Genomic DNA, 16,412 nt, shown 5'->3' with positions numbered 1-16,412 from the left:
CCTACTCCGAGCGCCATAGCCGCCGACGTTCGCCCAGAACCGCTCCCTGCACCCACCAGATGACCTCGACGGCCGCCGCTCCGACCACCCCGATGAGCAGCGCGATCGACGTGGTCTTGAGGTTCGACGGGTCGAGCATGAACGCCTTTCGGGCCAGTGGAATCGAGAAGATCACGACATATGCCAGGCCGGACACGACGACCAGCGCCACCCGCCACCACTGGTACGGCCGTGCCACCACCGCCAGCACCCACACCCCCGTGACCAGCAGCGTGATCAGCGCCGCCGTCGACGCCTGCATCTGCTCGGCCGGTGTGGCCGTGCGTCCCTGATACGCCACCAGGTACGAGGTGAACGTCGCGATCCCGACCACGACGCCCGAGGGCAGCGCCGCCGTCATGACCCGGCGCACGAACCCCCGGTGCGCGCGCTCGTTGTTCGGCGCCAGCGACAGGATGAACGCCGGGATGCCGATGGTGAACCACGCCGCGATCGTCACGTGGATCGGCTGGAACGGGAACAGCAGCGGATCGGTGCCGAACAGCTTCGACGACAGGCCGCCGAGGCCGACGAGAATCGCCAGCAGCACCGAGTACACGGTCTTGGTGAGGAACAGGTTCGAGACTCGCTCGATGTTGCCGATGACACGGCGGCCCTCGCCGACGACGTACGGCAACGTCGCGAACTTGTTGTCCAGCAACACGATCTGGGCCACCGCGCGGGAGGCCGAACTGCCGGAGCCCATCGCGACGCCGATATCAGCGTCCTTCAGGGCGAGCACGTCGTTGACGCCGTCCCCCGTCATCGCGACGGTATGTCCGCGCGACTGCAGGGCGTGCACCATGGCTCGCTTCTGATCCGGCCGGACCCTGCCGAAGGTGGTGCACTCCTCGAGAGTGTCGGCCAGCTGCTCGGGATCGTCGGGCAGCTGGCGCGCGTCCATCGTCTCGCCACTCAGCCCGAGCGAGCCGGCCACCGCCGCGACCGAAACGGCGTTGTCGCCCGAGATCACCTTGATCGAAACCTTCTGATCCGCAAAGTAATTCAGCGTGTCATGGGCGTCGGGTCGGATGCGCTGCTCAAGAACCACCAGCGCCGCCGGAGTGACACAACCCGGCGCATCCGGGTGGTCGACAGGCACATCGGACGAGCCGAGCAGTAGCACCCGCAATCCCTTCGCGCCGATTTCCTCTGCCTGCTGGGCGATTTCGGACCCCGGCTCGAGCAGCACGTCGGGCGCGCCGATCACCCAGTTGCCGTGCTCCCCGTACGACGCGCCGCTCCACTTGGTGGCGGATTTGAACGGTGCGATCGCCGTGGCCTGCCATCCGGGCGGCATCTTGTAGGCCTCCGCGATGGCCTGCATGCTCGCGTTGGGTCGGGCGTCGTCGGCGGCCAGCTGCGCAAGAATGTCGGCGACGTTGCCTTCGTTCAGCTTCTTCAGATCCGAGACCCGCATGCCGTTTTCGGTGAGAGTGCCGGTCTTGTCGGCACACACGACGTCGACACGGGCCAGTCCCTCGATGGCGGGAAGTTCGTTGACCAGACACTGCCTGCGGCCCAGCCGGATCACGCCGACGGCGAAGGCGATCGACGTCATCAGCACCAGGCCTTCGGGCACCATCGGCACCAACGCACCGACCATCCGCAACACGGCCTCACGCCAGTCCGCACCGGTGGTGAACAGCTGCGTGTAGATGATCAGCAGACCCGCGGGTATCAGCAGATACGTGATGAACTGCAGGATCTTGTTGATACCGCTGCGCAGTTCGGAATTCACCAGAGTGAACTTGCTGGCCTCCTCGGCGAGCTTGGCCGCGTAGGCTTCCCGGCCGACCTTGGTGGCCCGGTACGCGCCGCTGCCCGCGACGACGAAGCTGCCCGACATGACACCATCGCCGACGCCTTTGGCGATGGGGTCGGCCTCGCCGGTGAGCAGCGACTCGTCGACCTCGAGGTTGGACTCCTCGACGATCTCACCGTCGACGACGATCTGGTCACCGGGCCCGAGTTCGATGATGTCGTCGAGCACGATCTCGGCGGGAAGTACCGCCTTGGTGCCGGACTGCCTGCGCACCAAGGGTTTCGCCTGCCCGACGATCGCCAGCTTGTCCAATGTCTGCTTGGCGCGTAGCTCCTGGATGATGCCGATCGCACTGTTGGCGATGATCAGCAGTCCGAACGCGCCGTTGATCACCGAACCGGTGGACAGGACGATGATCAGCAGGACACCGAGAATGGCGTTGATGCGGGTGAGCACGTTGGCCCGGACGATCTCTGAGACGCTGCGTGCCGCGCGGGTCGGCACATCGTTGGTCTTGCCTTCGGAAACACGCTGCGCGACTTCGGCATCGGAGAGGCCGGCGATGTTGACGCCTGGGATGGTGGTCATTTGGTGAACGTCCCCTTACCGAACTCGTCGTAATACTCGAGCACGAGCTTGTCGCCGTCGAACGTGGCCATCGAAATCGTGCCCGGTGGCGCGTTTTCGGTGACGAACTTGAACGTGAACACGTTGCCGTCCCAGTGGTCGAGCGGGACGGTCAGCTTCGAACCGAGCGCCAGCATCAGCTTGCCGTTCTTCTCGGTGACACGGGCCGGACCCCAGAAGTCGTTCTGGTACGTCCCGACGTAGGTCGACAACGGCGCGGCGGGAGCTGGATTCGGTGGCGGCTGCTTGCCGACCAGTGACCCGACCGGGTCGTCCATCTCGTCGATGACCGAGCTGTACAGGCCGTACCAATCTTCACGCACCTCGCCGAACTGCACCAGGTCCGCGAACTGGGCCGTCAGTGCTTCGGGCACACCCGATGGCGTGGCGTTGGTGAGCGCGACGATCGCCACGTCGGCCGACGGGAGGATGACGAAATTCGTGGCTGCGCCGAGCTCGAAGGCGCCCGAGTGGCTGAGTTCCGTGCGTGCCGCCGACGTCGTCCCGACGTTGAAGCCGAATCCGTAGAAGCCTGACCGCATCGCGGGCTGCGTCGGTGGGCTCGAGACGATCTGCGGACTCAGGGCGGGCAGCAGCGCGCCGGCGTCGACGATCTGCTTGCCCTCGTGCTTGCCGTTCGCGAGCACCATGGCGAGCCAGCGGGTCATGTCGTTGAGCGACGAACTGGCGCCGCCTGCAGGCGCTTGCGCGTCCGCGTTTCGGACGTACAGCGGCTCGTAGGAACCGTCGATGCGGATATGGCCGAGGGTGCGGTTGGCCCTGGACTCGTAGTCGGCGAAACGGAAACTCGTCGATGTCATACCGAGCGGGTCGAACAGCACCTCGTCGGCCAGCGCGTCCCACGGCTTGCCGGCACTCGCGGCGACCGCCTCGGCGCCGGTGGTGTACCCGAAGTTGGTGTAGGCATATGAGATTCGGAACGGATCGAGCGGGAAGTCCCGCAGGTGCTCGAGCACATAGCGACGGTCGTGTCCGATGTCCTCGAGGATGTCGCCTGCGTGGTCGGGAAGCCCGGAGCGGTGCGACATCATGTCGCCGACGGTGACCATCTGCGTCACGGTCGGATCCGACAGCGCGAACCACGGCAACTTGGACACGATCGTGGTGTCCCAGCCGATCGCGTGCACGCCGACTTGGTGGGCGACCACCGTCGAGGAGATCGACTTCGACACCGACGCCAGCTGAAAGACCGTGTCCGCATCCACGCGGTCACCGGTCTTGACGTCTCTGACCCCGAACCCCTTCGCGTACACGGTCTTCCCCTTGTGCACGACGGCGACCGCCATGCCGGGGATGCCGGACTTGCGCATCAGCTCCTCGGCGATGCCGTCGAGCTTGGCGACGGCCTTGTCGACGGCGTTCTCCGGCAACGGCATCGCGGGCACCAGCGGCGGCGGTACGTCCGCCTGGGTCGGCGTCGACGGCGGCGCCGGTTCGGGTGGCTGGCTCGTTGCGCAGCCGGGCACCAGTGCGATCAACCCCGCGATCGCGACCCTGGCCAGTGCATTCATGACGAGCACCGTATCCCGTCGACTGCACGCATGTTGTACACGAATCGCGAATCGACCCGTCAACAACCGTGCACTCGGCGAAGGGCTAGAGGCGCCACCACGGGTCGCTAGCCAGCGCCTCGTCGGGTTGCACCCGCTGTCCCGGCTTCGGCACCGCGACCAGCACACGCTCGGAGTCGGCGGCCTTGATCAGCCGCTCCACCGGTTCGGACCATGGATGCGGGGCGAGGCGGAACGTCGCCCAGTGGATCGGGACCAGCAGCCCCGCATCGGTGACGTCGCGGTGCGCACGGACCGCATCCTCGGGGTTCATATGAATATCCGGCCAGCCAGGGTGATACGCGCCCACCGGCATCAGGGTGAGGTCGAAGAGGCCGTGCTCAGCGCCGATATCGCCGAAACTCTTCGAATATCCGGTGTCGCCGCCGAAGAAGGCGCGGTGATTGGGGCCGATCAGCACCCACGACGACCACAGGGTGGTGTTCCTGGTCAGGAACCGCCCGGAGAAGTGCCGCGCCGGCGTGCACACCAGGGTGAGGTCGCCGAGCTGGGCGCTCTCGTTCCAGTCGAGTTCGACGATCCGGTCGGCGGGAATGTGCCAGGACCGCAGGTGAGCGCCGATGCCGAGCGGGACGAAGAACTTGGCCCGCTGGGTGCGCGCCAGCTGTTTGACGGTGTCGACGTCGAGGTGGTCGTAGTGGTCGTGGCTGATGATGACCGCGTCGATCGCGGGCATCGCCTCCAGCGGGGCGGGCACCGGGTGCAGCCGCCGCGGACCGATCGTGCGGGACGGGGAGCAGCGGTCGCTCCAGACGGGGTCGGCCAGCACGCGGTAGCCGTCGACCTCGATGACCGCGGACGAGTGGCCGTACCAGGTGACGGCCAGGTCGCCGGCGGCGACGCTCGGGTCGGGAGTGACCAGTGGGACGGGTTGGGCCGGCTGCTGGTTGGCCCTGCCACCGATGACCTCACGGACCAGCAGGAACTGCTCCTGGCGGGTCAGGCTCATCGGGCTTGCGGGTTCCAGGTTGACGAACACGCCGTCCTGGTAATTCGGCGACGCCTTGGCGACACCGTCGATCTCGACCGGTGATGCGCCGAGGGCGGACGGAGTGCCCTGCAGCGCCCGCAGCGCCAACCCACCTGCCAGGAGCGTCGCCGTTCCGAAGCCGATGCGCAGGGCCGCCCCGATCATCAGGCGCCCTTGAACCTCGGGGGCCGCTTCTCGATGCGCGCCACCTGCGCCTCGATGACGTCCTGGCTGGCCCAGGCCCGATCGAACAGTTCCTGGTGCTCCGGCCACGGTTCCTCGTAGGCGCCGTCGTCGTTGAGCACCCGCTTGGCGTGTTGCAAGGCCAGCGGGGCGAAACCAGCGAGTTCGGCGGCCCAGGCCTGAGCATCGGACAGCGTGCCGATGCGGTTGGCCATGCCGGTTTGCAGTGCGCCCTCTGCGGTGAGCTTCTCCGCCCCCAACAGCATGCCTCTCGCGCGACCGGCGCCGACCAGCGACGTGAGCCGTCGAATGCTCCAGTTATCCAGTGCCAGGCCGTATTTCGCGACCGGGAACTGGAAGTACGCCTCGGGTGCGACGACCCGCAGATCGCAGATCATCGCGAGAATTACACCGGCGCCGATCGCGGGGCCGTTGATGGCTCCGATGACCGGGACAGGTGCCTTGTCGATCGCCAGGTTCAGCGCCTTGGCCTTGTCGGGCAGCTCCTCGGCGACGCCGCTCGCGTCGGACAGGTCGGCGCCCGCGCTGAAGACGTGGCCCTGGCCGGTCAGCACGATGGCCCGGATGTCTTCGCCCGCGGCCTTCTCGACCGCCTCGCGGAGTCCGTCGACGAGCGCGCCGTTGAGCGCATTGCGGCGATCGGGGCGCTGCATTTCCAGCGTCATCACATCGCCGTCACGGGTCACACCAATCATGGCGCCACCCTATCGGGACGACCTGGGTCAGGCCTTTCGGGTGCAGGCCTCGATCAATGCCTCCGGCTCGGTGACGCTGACCCAGAGCGTTTTCAACGTGACCGGCACGCCCATGACGTAAGCCCTGGTCGGAGGGTCGATGGTCAGTTCGACGATCCCCTTCGACGAGCCGTTCACCAGCCAGCGGCCCCGCCACCCGTGCGCACCCCAGGAATACACCCGGTCGTTGTTGCGCTCGGCCTTCGTGATCGACGACAGCGGGATGGCGGCCCGAAAGCCCCAGCCGAACTTGACGTGCAAGGTGTCGTCGGCGATGCGGACTTCACTTTGTTTCGGCCCGCAACCGAGCGGCACCGAAAACGGAAGGAACCATCGCTCGTAGCGAAGTTCTGTTTCCATGCGCACACAGTAGCCAGATAGCCTCGGCAGGTGAGCCGGATTCGTGCGCTTGACCTGCGCGATGCCGTGCTGGATGAGGGTTCGTTCCGTAGCTGGGACACCGCGCCACTGGAGGTCGGCGGCAGCTCGGAGTACCACCGCGAGCTGGCCGCTGCGGCCGCCAAGACGGGGCTCGACGAGGCGGTGCTGACCGGCGAGGGCACGGTTTTCGGCCGGCGGGTGGCGTTGGTGGCGTGCGAGTTCGACTTCCTGGCCGGCTCGATCGGGGTGGCCGCCGCCGAGCGGATCACCACCGCGGTGGCCAGGGCGACGGCCGAGCGGTTACCGCTGGTCGCCTCCCCAAGCTCCGGCGGCACCCGCATGCAGGAGGGCACCGTCGCGTTCCTGCAGATGGTCAAGATCGCCGCGGCCGTCGAGCTGCACAAGCGCGCGCACCTGCCATACCTGGTGTACCTGCGTCATCCGACGACGGGCGGCGTGTTCGCGTCGTGGGGTTCGCTGGGGCACGTCACCGCCGCCGAGCCGGGTGCGCTCATCGGATTTCTGGGCCCGCGGGTGTACGAGCATCTCTACGGCGAGCCGTTTCCGTCGGGTGTGCAGACCGCCGAGAACCTGGAGCGCCACGGCGTCATCGACGGAGTGATCCCGCTGGACGCGGTGCGGTCCACACTCGACCGCACGCTGAAGGTCCTCGCCGACCCGCCCGAATCACCGCCGCCGCCACCCGAATCCACCGATGTGCCCGAAGTGCCCGCGTGGGAATCGGTGACCGCATCGCGTCGACCGGACCGCCCAGGCGCGGCATATCTGTTGCGGCACGGAACATCCGATCGGGTGCTGCTCTCGGGCACGGGCCGTGGCGAGGACGCCACGACGCTGCTGGCGTTGGCCAGGTTCGGCGGACAACCGGCGGTGGTGCTCGGCCAGCAGCGGGTGCTCGGCGGGATGGTCGGTCCGGCGGCGCTGCGCGAGGCGCGACGGGGCATGGCGTTGGCGGCGGGCCTGAGGTTGCCGCTCGTGCTCGTGATCGATACCGCCGGACCGGCACTCACGGTCGAGGCCGAACAGGATGGTCTGGCCGGTGAGATCGCAAGGTGCCTGGCCGATCTCGTCACGCTGGACACGCCGACGGTGTCGGTACTGCTCGGGCAGGGCAGCGGCGGGCCCGCGCTGGCGATGGTGCCCGCCGATAGAGTGCTGGCGGCGCTGCACGGCTGGTTGGCGCCGCTGCCGCCGGAAGGGGCGAGCGCGATCGTGTTCCGCGATACCGCCCATGCGCCGGAACTAGCTGAGGCACAAGGGATTCGGTCGGCTGACCTGTTGGCGAGTGGCATCGTCGACGCCATTGTGCCCGAACGTCCGGACGCGGCCGACGAGCCGCTGGCGTTCACGCAGCGGTTGTCGGCGACTATTGCCAACGAATTGCACACGCTGCGTTCGATTCCCGAGGCCGAGCGGCTGACCGCGCGGCTGGCACGTTATCGCCGGATCGGGCTCTGATTCCTGCGATTTGAGTGCGTTTAGGAGCGCTGAGCGCAACGGAACGCACACAAATCACACTTCGATAGGTGGGTGCAAACGCTCCATCGTGTACTGCCGATTCCTCCTGGCGGCCCACGCGCTGCCGGCCAGCGACATCGCAAGCAGCACCACCAGGACGGCGATTGCGATCCACAGCCTCGAATCGATGCCGCCGACGGTCAGCTGGCGTAACCCGTTGACCGCGTATGTCATCGGGTCCACAGGATGCAGGATCTGGAACGGCTTGGCGGTGGTCTCGACGGGATATATGCCGCCGGCTGACACCAGCTGCAGCATCAGGAACGCCAGCGTCACGACGCGCCCCACCGCGACACCGAACAGCGCGTTGAACGCCTGGATCATGGCGAGGAACGTCGCAGCGATCAGCACCAGAAACCCAACTGTGGCAATCGGATACTTGGCCTCCAGACCGACGCCGAAGTGCACCACGACGTACATGACCACCACTTGGCACACGGCGATCAGCAGCCCCGGCCAGTACGAGGCGAGCACGACTCGCAGCGCCGCGAGACCGTTCACGATCGGCCGCGACTGCAACGGCGTCAACAGCATCCAGATGATCAGCGCGCCGATGAACAACGCCAGCGGCATGAAGAACGGCGCGAAACCGGTGCCGAAGGTGGCGGCGGGGTGGGTGTTGACCACATCGAGGCTGACCGGCGCCGAGAGCGTGCGCGCCACGTCGCTGCGCTGCGCGGGTGTCCACGACGGAATCTGGCTCGCCCCCTGCCCAAGCTTGGTCGCCAGCTCCTTCCCACCGTCCGCCAGCTTCGTCGTCCCATCGGCGAGTTGTCGTGCACCGTTGGCGAGTTCGTGTCCCCCGTTGGCGAGTTGTTGCAGTCCCGCGTCGAGCCGGCTGGCGCCGGAATTCAGCTGTTCGACACCGTCACGCAGCTTGGCGACGTCGGCCCGCAGCCCTCCGTTGAGCGCCCGGTCGATGAATGTCCGCAGCTTGCTGCTCGGGTCTGACAACTCCGCCTCCAGCGCGGCGGCGCTGTCCCGCAACCGAATCAGGCCCGCATCGGTGGCCGGATCGATGCCCTGTGCGCGCAGCAGCCCTTGCGCGCGGGCCAGGACCTCGCCCATATCGCGCACCGCGGGGTCGGGGTTGGCCCGCAGGAACCCGACTGTCTGGTCGACGATCGCCGCGACCTGCGCATGGTCGATGTTGAGCGCCGCGATCCGATCCGTCGTCGACCGCACGGCGCTGCTCAAATGCTCTGCAACAACACCGACTTCGTCCGGGTCGAGCCCCAGCCCTCCGACGCGGTCGAGCACCTCGATCAGCGGACCCGTCGCCGATTCCACGGCGGTCGACAGCTGCCGAGTGCCCGCCGCCAACTGAGCCGAGCCGGCCTGTGCGCTGTCGAGTCCCGACGCCAACACGTTGGCCCCCGAAGCCAACCGGTGCGCACCGTCGTCGGCGGCCGTCAACCCGGTGGCCAGCTGCTGGGCCCCGTCGGCGGCCTGTCTGAGGCCGGCCCCGGCGTCGGTGAGTCCCGCCAGCACCGTGCCAACAGTGCGTTTGCCGATCTCCGCATTGACCTGATTGAGGACCTCGCGTGCGGCGTTCTGCCCGATGATGGACGCGAGGTAGTTGTTGGCGTCGTTGAGGGTGAAGCGCAGCTGCGCCTGCTGCGGATCGGTGCCGGACACCGAGGCGATGCCGGCGCTGAAATCCTGCGGCACGGTGATCGAAAAGTAGTACTCACCGCTGGCCACACCCTCGGCGGCCTGTGCAGCCGACACCTCGGAGAGCTTGAGCTGACCGGAGTTCATCAGGGCTGCCGTGATTTCGTCACCTGCGCGCAACTGCTGGCCTTGGGCCGTCGCGCCACGATCCTCGTTGACCAGAGCCACCGGAACCTTGTTCAACTCCCCGAAAGGATTCCAGAACGCCCACAGGTACATCGCGCCGTACAGCAGCGGCATGAGGACGATTGTGATGAGAGCGATCCGCGGCAGCAGTCCCCGCGAATAGCGTTTCAGGTCGGTGCCCAGCGACATTCCGGCGAGCATGGCTAGTCGCCCCCCTTCGGTTGGCCGACCAGTTCGGCGCGGGTGACGTTGTGCACCGGGATTTCGGCGCGAACTGCATCGCTGTGGACGGGGTTGACGCTCGCGGTGATGACCGTCTGCGCACGACCGAGCTCGACCAGCCGCTGCAGCAGCAGCGCGCGGTTGGCGTTGCTGGCGACCTGGTCCACGTGGCCGACGACGAGCAGTTCGGGCCGGGCGGTGTTGGCCAGTGCGATCCGCAACAGCAGACCGTCGAGCTCGGTGAGCTCCTCGACATACTCGGTGAGCGGCGGCAACGGAAGGTCACCGAACACCGGACCGCACACTCTGGCGAGGTCGGCCTCGTCGGCGCGCGGTATCAGCCGGTGCCAGGGGGCGTCCCACCGAAGCTGCTCGGTGATCAGGTCGCGTACGGTGACCGACTCGGCGACGGCGTCGAGCTCGTCGATGCCCGCCAAGGCGGCGTTGGCGAAGATGTCGGCGGTTCGCGTGCGGCCCAGCACCGTCAGTTCGCCGGACACCGGGCGCATCCGGCCGGCCAGCGTCATCAGCAGCGCGGTGCGGCCCGACCCGGCAGGACACCTCAGCACGGTGACGCCCCCGGCGTCGACGTCGAGATCGATGGGTCCGTACACCGGACCCCACGGACCCGTCATCCGAATCCCCCGCGCGGTCACCGCCGGTGCCGGCGGGTCCTCATCAAGGGCTTGCTCGTTGTGGGACACCGACATCCGGCAATTAACCCACGATTTGTGTGCATCGAGGAGCGCTCAGCGCAACAAAGCGCACACAAATCGCCCCCGGGGGTTAGGCGCCGAGCTCCGTGATCGCCGTGTCGAGCGCCACCGCCTGCTCACTGAGCTCTTGATCCGACGGCGCCTCGCCGACGCGGCGGATGAGATCGTCGCGCGACACCACTTCCAGCGCGCCCCGGTACGGCTCGGACGCCAGCTTGCCGGCGCCGATCACCTCGATGCGACCCTCCACCAGCACCAGGACGGCGTCCTTCTCGTCGGCTCTCAGCAGCCGGCGCAAATCATCGGGCGAGATCATGAGCCGCTCCCTTCAGCCATGCGTCATCCATACCCTGCCACGGCCCAGAGCATCGCCACACACGTGACAAAATCCAGCGGCAACCGCAGCAGACTGCGGCGGGTCCATGCCACCGCGGCACTCTCGTCGACGGCCGCCGGATCCGCCTTCTCGAACTCCACCGCCTTCGGGATGAAGTCCACCAACGACCACACCCGCATCACGGCGTGGGTGACCAGCGCCACCAGCAGCGCGACCCGAACGTCGGCGTCGCGCCACGCGGCGATCAGCGCGACGATGAGCAGCACCTCGAACAGGGTGTGTGCGGGAATCCAGAACCGCCGCCGCGAGATTCCCCCGTTTTGGGCCTGGATGATGCCGGGCCGCTTGGGCCACGCGGGGTCGACGACCGCAGTCTCGTAGAGACCGCCACCGAGAAGTACGCAGGCGACGAGGGTGGCGGCGGCGATCAGGACGAGCGTCGGAGTCCACATCACCGCCGATTATCTAAGGCCCGTCGAGGTAGCGCTGCACGGTGGGTCCCAACCATGCGACGGCCTCATCGCGCGTCATGGCGACGATCGGCGGCAGCGCCAGCACGTAGCGGCACAATGCGAGGCCGAGCGTCTGCGTGGCGATCAATGCCGCGCGCCGTTCCGGCGCATCGGGGTTGATCTTCGCGACAGCTGGCAGCAGTTGACTGGCGAACAATGCCCGCATGCGTTGCGCCGCTTCAGGATTGGTGGCGCTGGCCCGCAGCAGCACGATGAGCACCTCATCGCGTTCCCACCTGTTCATGAAGTGGTCGACGAGCGCGGCGCCCAATTGGTCGCGGTCGATGCCGGACAGATCCGGTAGCTCGAGGTCGAAGTCGGCGGCCGCAGCGAACAGCTGATCCTTGCTCCCGAAGTACCGCATCACCATCGAGGGGTCGATGTTCGCGTCCGCCGCGATGGCTCTGATGGTGGCTTTCTCGAAACCGGATTGGGCGAATCTCTCCCTGGCCGCCGCGAGGATCTGAGCCTTGGTCTGCTCCGACGATCTGCGCATGCCAACAATTGTAGGCCAACAAGTGTTGACATATGCGCTCCGCACGGGAATTATCTATGCCAACAAGCGTTGGCATAGATCAGCGAGTGATTGGAGAGGCAGATGTACGAAACCCAGGTTCTCGTTATCGGCGCAGGTCCGACGGGGTTGGCGCTGGCCACCTCGCTGGTCGCCCGGGGCATCGCGACGACCGTCGTCGACCGTGCACCCGAGGGCGCCAACACCTCACGGGCGGCGGTGGTGAACGCCCGCACGCTGGAGGTCCTCGAACCCTTGGACGTCACGCGCCGGCTGGTGAAGGAGGGCGTCGAGGCGCCGCTGTTCACCATCCGCGACCGGGGCCGCACGTTGATCCCGATCGACTTCAGCGGGTTGCCGACGAAGTATCCGTATTCACTGATGGTCCCGCAGTCGACGACCGAACGGCTGCTGCTCGACCGGCTCGTCGAACTCGGCGGCTCCGTCATACGGCCCAAGACCGTCACGGCGATCACCCAGGATGGCGACGGCGTGACGGCAATGTTCGACGACGGCGACACCATCCGGGCGCGTTATGCAGTCGGCGCCGACGGCATTCGCAGCGTGGTGCGCGAGCAGGCGGGCATCGGGTTCGAGGGTGCCGTATATGACGAGTCGTTCATGCTCGCCGACGTCAGGCTCACCGGCGATGCGCCGGACGGCGAGGTCCTCCTGTTCTGGGCGAAGGCGGGGTTGACCGTGGTCGCTCCGCTGCCCGACGGCGTCCACCGAATCGTGGCGCCGGTCGCCGAGGCACCCGAGCAACCCTCCGCGGAGTTCGTCCAGCAGATCCTCGACACCCGCGTCGGCGCGGGCCGGATGGTCGTCACCGACGTCGTCTGGGGTTCGCGTTTCCGGGTCCATCATCGCGTCGCGGACACCTTCCGCGCGGGCCGACTGCTGCTCGCCGGTGACGCGGCGCATGTGCACAGCCCGGCCGGCGGGCAGGGCATGAATCTAGGCATTCAGGACGCCGTCGCGTTGGCCGACGCGCTTGTCGCCGTGCTCGGTGGAGCGCCGGACAGTGTGCTCGACGACTACGTCGCGGTTCGCCGTCCGATCGCGAAAGACGTTGTGGCGATGACGGATCGGCTGACCCGGCTGGCCACGCTGCCGCGCGCCGCTCGACGGGTCCGCAACGCCGCCATCAGCGTCCTCGGATGGGTGCCGTCAGTGCGGCTGGCGCTGGCGCGCAGGCTCAGCGGCCTGGTGTACCGCTAGCCGCGCGAGGTGCCCGCGGCTGCCGATGTACAGCGCGGCAGCCGCGGCGGCGACCTCGGTGAGCGCCAGCAGCGTGGCCACCGCCATGAGCGTCGACGGCGGCGACGCGGAGGTCACGGCGCCATGGTGATGCGCGGGGGCGGGCAGGTGCAGCGCAATCATCGCGAGGTTCATCAGGGCGACGACCACCCAGGCCCGCGCCGTCCCGTCACGCCACAGCTCGCGGGCGCAGTACAGGCACGCGGCAATCATCGCCGCGAGCAGACTGGCCGCGAACACGCCGGACGCGTGGCCGAGCATCGCCGCATGCAGCACCGCCGACGTGGCCGCAAGCGTTGCGCATGCACGTCGCACAACCGTCGGTACAGAAGTCACGTAGATAGGGACTCCGGCGGTCGCCAAAATTCATCCCTCTCAGGAGTCGAGGCCCAGAAGTTTCACCATTTCAGCACGCATCTCCACCTTGCGCACCTTGCCGGTGACGGTCATCGGAAACTCGTCGACCACGTGGACGTACCGAGGGATCTTGTAGTGGGCCAGCTTGCCGGTGGCGAAGTCACGCAACGCCTGCGCGTCGAGCGGAGGCCTGCCCGGCTTCATCCGCACCCACGCGCAGACCTCCTCCCCGTACTTCGCGTCGGGCACCCCGATTACCTGCGCGTCGTCCACGTCGGGATGGGTGTACAGGAATTCCTCGATCTCGCGCGGATAGACGTTCTCGCCACCGCGGATCACCATGTCCTTGATGCGGCCGACGATGTTGCAATATCCGTCGTCGCGCATGACCGCGAGGTCGCCGGTGTGCATCCACCCCCCGGCGTCGATCGCCTCGTTCGTCTTCGCCTCGTCCTGCCAGTAGCCCAGCATCACCGAGTAACCGCGCGTGCAGAATTCGCCGGGATGCCCGCGTTCGACGACCTCCCCGGTTTCGGGGTCGACGATCTTGATCTCGACGTGCGGATGAGCCCGGCCTATCGAACTGGTGCGCCGCTCGAGGTCGTCGTCGATCAGGGTTTGGCAGGAGACCGGCGACGTCTCGGTCATCCCGTAGGCGATGGCGACCTCGGTCATGTTCATGTCGTTGACACAGCGCTTCATGACCTCGATCGGGCAGACGGCTCCAGCCATGATGCCCGTCCTCAGCGACGACAGGGCGCGCTGCGCCAGGTCGGGCTGACCGAGCATCGCGATGAACATGGTGGGCACCCCGTAAACGGCTGTGCACCTTTCTGATTCGATGGCGTCCAGGGTGAGCGCCGGATCGAATGCCGGCGCGGGAATGACCATGGTGGCGCCGTGGCTGGTGCAGCCGAGATTGCCCATCACCATGCCGAAGCAGTGATAGAACGGCACCGGAATGCACAGCCGGTCGTCGGGGCCGAAGTTGATGAGCTCGGTGGTGAAATACCCGTTGTTGAGAATGTTTCGGTGCGAGAGCGTCGCACCCTTCGGGAAACCCGTTGTGCCCGAGGTGTATTGAATGTTGATGGGCTGGTTGTTGTCCAGCGAGGCCATCCGCGCCCGCAACCCGTCCACCGGTACCTCGTCGGCGCGTTGCGCAAGTTCGCGCCAATCGTCGGTGCCGAGATACAGCACCTCCGCCAGATCGAGTGTCTCGACGCGCACCTCGTCGACCATGCTGACGTAGTCCGACGTCTTGAACGATGGCGCCGAGATCAACGTGCGGATGCCCGACTGCTTGAGCACGTAGGCGAGTTCGTGTGTGCGATAGGCCGGGTTGATGTTGACCAGGATCGCGCCGATCTTCGCGGTCGCGTACTGCACGATCGTCCACTCCGCACAGTTCGGCGACCAGATCCCGACGCGGTCGCCGGTTTGGATGCCGAGCGCCATGAGTCCACGCGCGATGACGTCGATGTCCTCATTGAGTTGGGCGTACGTCCACCGTCGACCGGTTGCCATGTCGACCAGCGCGTCCCCGTCGGGATGGGCGGCGGCCGTGCGCTCGAAGTTGGCGCCGATCGTCTCCTCGAGGATGGCGGTGTCGGTGGGGCCTGCGTCTTGGGACTTCATCGCCTCATCGTTGCGTCGAAACTGCGGACAGATCGCGAATCGGAAGAAATATTCGCACTCCTAGCAGACTCGGCGAGGGTCTTGGTAAGGATGGAGGCATGGCCCCGATCAAGCCCTTCCGCATCGCGATCCCCGACGCCGACCTCGACGACCTGAAGTCCCGACTCGCCCGCACCCGTTGGCCGGAAGCCGAATGCGTCGACGACTGGAGCCAGGGCATCCCGCTGGCCTACACCCAGCGACTCGCCGACTACTGGGCCTCCGAGTACGACTGGCGCGCACGCGAAGAAGCGCTGAACCGGTTCGATCACTACACGACCGAAATCGACGGCCTGGACATCCATTTCATCCACCAACAGTCCGGGCGCGAGGACACGTTTCCGTTGCTGATCACCCACGGCTGGCCCGGGTCGATCGTCGAATTCCACAAGGTCATCGAGCCGCTTACCGAGCGGGGGTTCGACGTGGTGTGCCCGTCGCTACCGGGCTACGGCTTCTCCGGCAGGCCGACGCGCACCGGCTGGGGTATCGAGAAGATCGCGACGGCGTGGGACACCCTCATGGGCGAGCTGGGCTACGAGCGCTTCGGCGCGCAGGGCGGCGACTGGGGCGCAGCCGTCACCACCCAGATCGGCCGAAACGGCGGACGCTGCGTGGCGATCCACCTGAACATGCCGCTCGGCTTCCCGCCGGGCGAACTCAAGGATCCGACCGACGCCGAGAAGGCGGCGCTGGAGCGCGCGGAGTACTACCAGAAGTGGGATTCGGGCTACTCCAAACAGCAGTCGACGCGGCCGCAGACCGTCGGCTACGGGTTGGTGGACTCGCCCGTCGGCCAGCTCGCCTGGATCGTCGAGAAGTTCTGGTCGTGGACGGACAGCGACGGCGACCCGGAGAACGTGTTGACCAAGGACGAGATGCTCGACAACGTGATGCTCTATTGGCTGACCGCGTCGGGGGCGTCGTCGGCGCGGCTGTACTGGGAGAGTTTCAATGCATTCGGCGGCTTCGACCGCGTCGAAGTGCCGACCGGGGTCGCCGCGTTCCCGAGGGAGATCCTCAAGGCGCCGAGGAATTGGTGCGAGGCGGGGTACAACATCACGCACTGGACCGATATGCCGCGCGGAGGCCACTTCGCGGCGTTCGAGCAGCCCGAACTCTTCGTCGACGACGTGGCCAAGTTTTTCGACGGCGTACGTTAGGAG

At 67.0% G+C, this 16,412-nt stretch carries 15 protein-coding genes; 3 read left to right on the top strand and 12 right to left on the bottom strand.

Annotated features, from left to right (window positions below; genetic code table 11):
* Window position 1: 1 nt before the first annotated feature.
* From G6N43_RS07435 to G6N43_RS07415, 5 genes are all read right to left on the bottom strand, one after another.
* A complete protein-coding gene (locus tag G6N43_RS07435) occupies window positions 2–2,392 on the bottom strand; it encodes a cation-translocating P-type ATPase (RefSeq protein WP_083149127.1) in 2,391 nt (796 codons plus the stop codon).
* Entirely contained in the window at window positions 2,389–3,963 is a 1,575-nt protein-coding gene (locus G6N43_RS07430) for a serine hydrolase (protein ID WP_083149128.1), read from the bottom strand. Before G6N43_RS07430 ends, G6N43_RS07435 begins: the two co-directional genes overlap by 4 nt.
* 85 nt (window positions 3,964–4,048) lie before the next feature.
* Window positions 4,049–5,158 carry an MBL fold metallo-hydrolase gene (locus tag G6N43_RS07425; RefSeq protein WP_083149129.1) on the bottom strand — a complete coding sequence of 370 codons (1,110 nt, stop codon included), beginning with the start codon at window positions 5,156–5,158 and terminating at the stop codon, window positions 4,049–4,051.
* Complete coding sequence (locus G6N43_RS07420; protein WP_083149130.1) at window positions 5,158–5,892, bottom strand: enoyl-CoA hydratase; 735 nt, start codon at window positions 5,890–5,892, stop codon at window positions 5,158–5,160. The genes G6N43_RS07425 and G6N43_RS07420 overlap by 1 nt, the downstream gene beginning before the upstream one ends.
* Window positions 5,893–5,919: 27 nt before the next feature.
* A complete protein-coding gene (locus G6N43_RS07415) occupies window positions 5,920–6,291 on the bottom strand; it encodes a hypothetical protein (protein ID WP_083149131.1) in 372 nt (123 codons plus the stop codon).
* A gap of 30 nt (window positions 6,292–6,321) precedes the next feature.
* Between G6N43_RS07415 and G6N43_RS07410 the strand changes: the two genes are divergently transcribed.
* Window positions 6,322–7,791, top strand: coding sequence for an acetyl-coenzyme A carboxylase carboxyl transferase subunits beta/alpha (locus G6N43_RS07410; protein ID WP_083149132.1), 1,470 nt, complete (start codon window positions 6,322–6,324; stop codon window positions 7,789–7,791).
* Window positions 7,792–7,845: 54 nt separating this feature from the next.
* Here G6N43_RS07410 and G6N43_RS07405 read toward each other — a convergent pair whose 3' ends face one another.
* The 5 genes from G6N43_RS07405 to G6N43_RS07385 all read right to left on the bottom strand — a co-directional run bounded on the left by G6N43_RS07405 (window position 7,846) and on the right by G6N43_RS07385 (window position 11,934).
* Entirely contained in the window at window positions 7,846–9,852 is a 2,007-nt protein-coding gene (locus G6N43_RS07405; RefSeq protein WP_110810259.1) for a YhgE/Pip domain-containing protein, read from the bottom strand.
* 2 nt (window positions 9,853–9,854) lie between these two features.
* Window positions 9,855–10,583: a P-loop NTPase family protein gene (locus tag G6N43_RS07400; RefSeq protein WP_083149133.1), complete on the bottom strand. Its 729-nt coding sequence runs from the start codon at window positions 10,581–10,583 to the stop codon at window positions 9,855–9,857.
* A 76-nt stretch (window positions 10,584–10,659) separates the two neighbouring features.
* Window positions 10,660–10,905, bottom strand: coding sequence for a hypothetical protein (locus tag G6N43_RS07395; protein WP_083149134.1), 246 nt, complete (start codon window positions 10,903–10,905; stop codon window positions 10,660–10,662).
* A 23-nt stretch (window positions 10,906–10,928) separates the two neighbouring features.
* Window positions 10,929–11,378, bottom strand: coding sequence for a hypothetical protein (locus G6N43_RS07390; protein ID WP_083149135.1), 450 nt, complete (start codon window positions 11,376–11,378; stop codon window positions 10,929–10,931).
* Window positions 11,379–11,391: 13 nt separating this feature from the next.
* A complete protein-coding gene (locus tag G6N43_RS07385; RefSeq protein ID WP_083149136.1) occupies window positions 11,392–11,934 on the bottom strand; it encodes a TetR/AcrR family transcriptional regulator in 543 nt (180 codons plus the stop codon).
* A gap of 102 nt (window positions 11,935–12,036) precedes the next feature.
* Here G6N43_RS07385 and G6N43_RS07380 point away from each other — a divergent pair, with 102 nt between their 5' ends.
* The gene (locus G6N43_RS07380) at window positions 12,037–13,173 is read left to right on the top strand and encodes an FAD-dependent oxidoreductase (RefSeq protein WP_083149137.1); all 1,137 of its coding nucleotides are present in this window, start codon (window positions 12,037–12,039) and stop codon (window positions 13,171–13,173) included.
* On the opposite strand, the gene G6N43_RS07375 is transcribed toward G6N43_RS07380, so the two are convergent.
* Together G6N43_RS07375 and G6N43_RS07370 are read right to left on the bottom strand one after the other, a co-directional pair.
* Window positions 13,123–13,548, bottom strand: a complete 426-nt coding sequence (locus tag G6N43_RS07375) for a hypothetical protein (protein ID WP_083149138.1) — start codon at window positions 13,546–13,548, stop codon at window positions 13,123–13,125. The two genes, G6N43_RS07380 and G6N43_RS07375, sit on opposite strands and share 51 nt — an antisense overlap.
* 39 nt (window positions 13,549–13,587) lie before the next feature.
* Window positions 13,588–15,207: an AMP-binding protein gene (locus G6N43_RS07370; protein WP_083149139.1), complete on the bottom strand. Its 1,620-nt coding sequence runs from the start codon at window positions 15,205–15,207 to the stop codon at window positions 13,588–13,590.
* 98 nt (window positions 15,208–15,305) lie between these two features.
* Here G6N43_RS07370 and G6N43_RS07365 point away from each other — a divergent pair, with 98 nt between their 5' ends.
* Window positions 15,306–16,409 carry an epoxide hydrolase family protein gene (locus G6N43_RS07365; protein ID WP_083149140.1) on the top strand — a complete coding sequence of 368 codons (1,104 nt, stop codon included), beginning with the start codon at window positions 15,306–15,308 and terminating at the stop codon, window positions 16,407–16,409.
* Window positions 16,410–16,412: the final 3 nt, after the last annotated feature.

It is taken from the genome of Mycolicibacterium moriokaense, assembly GCF_010726085.1.
Taxonomy (GTDB): Bacteria; Actinomycetota; Actinomycetes; order Mycobacteriales; family Mycobacteriaceae; genus Mycobacterium; species Mycobacterium moriokaense.
Note: the sequence above shows the minus strand (reverse complement) of the source record. Positions and strands in the feature narration are given on the sequence as shown.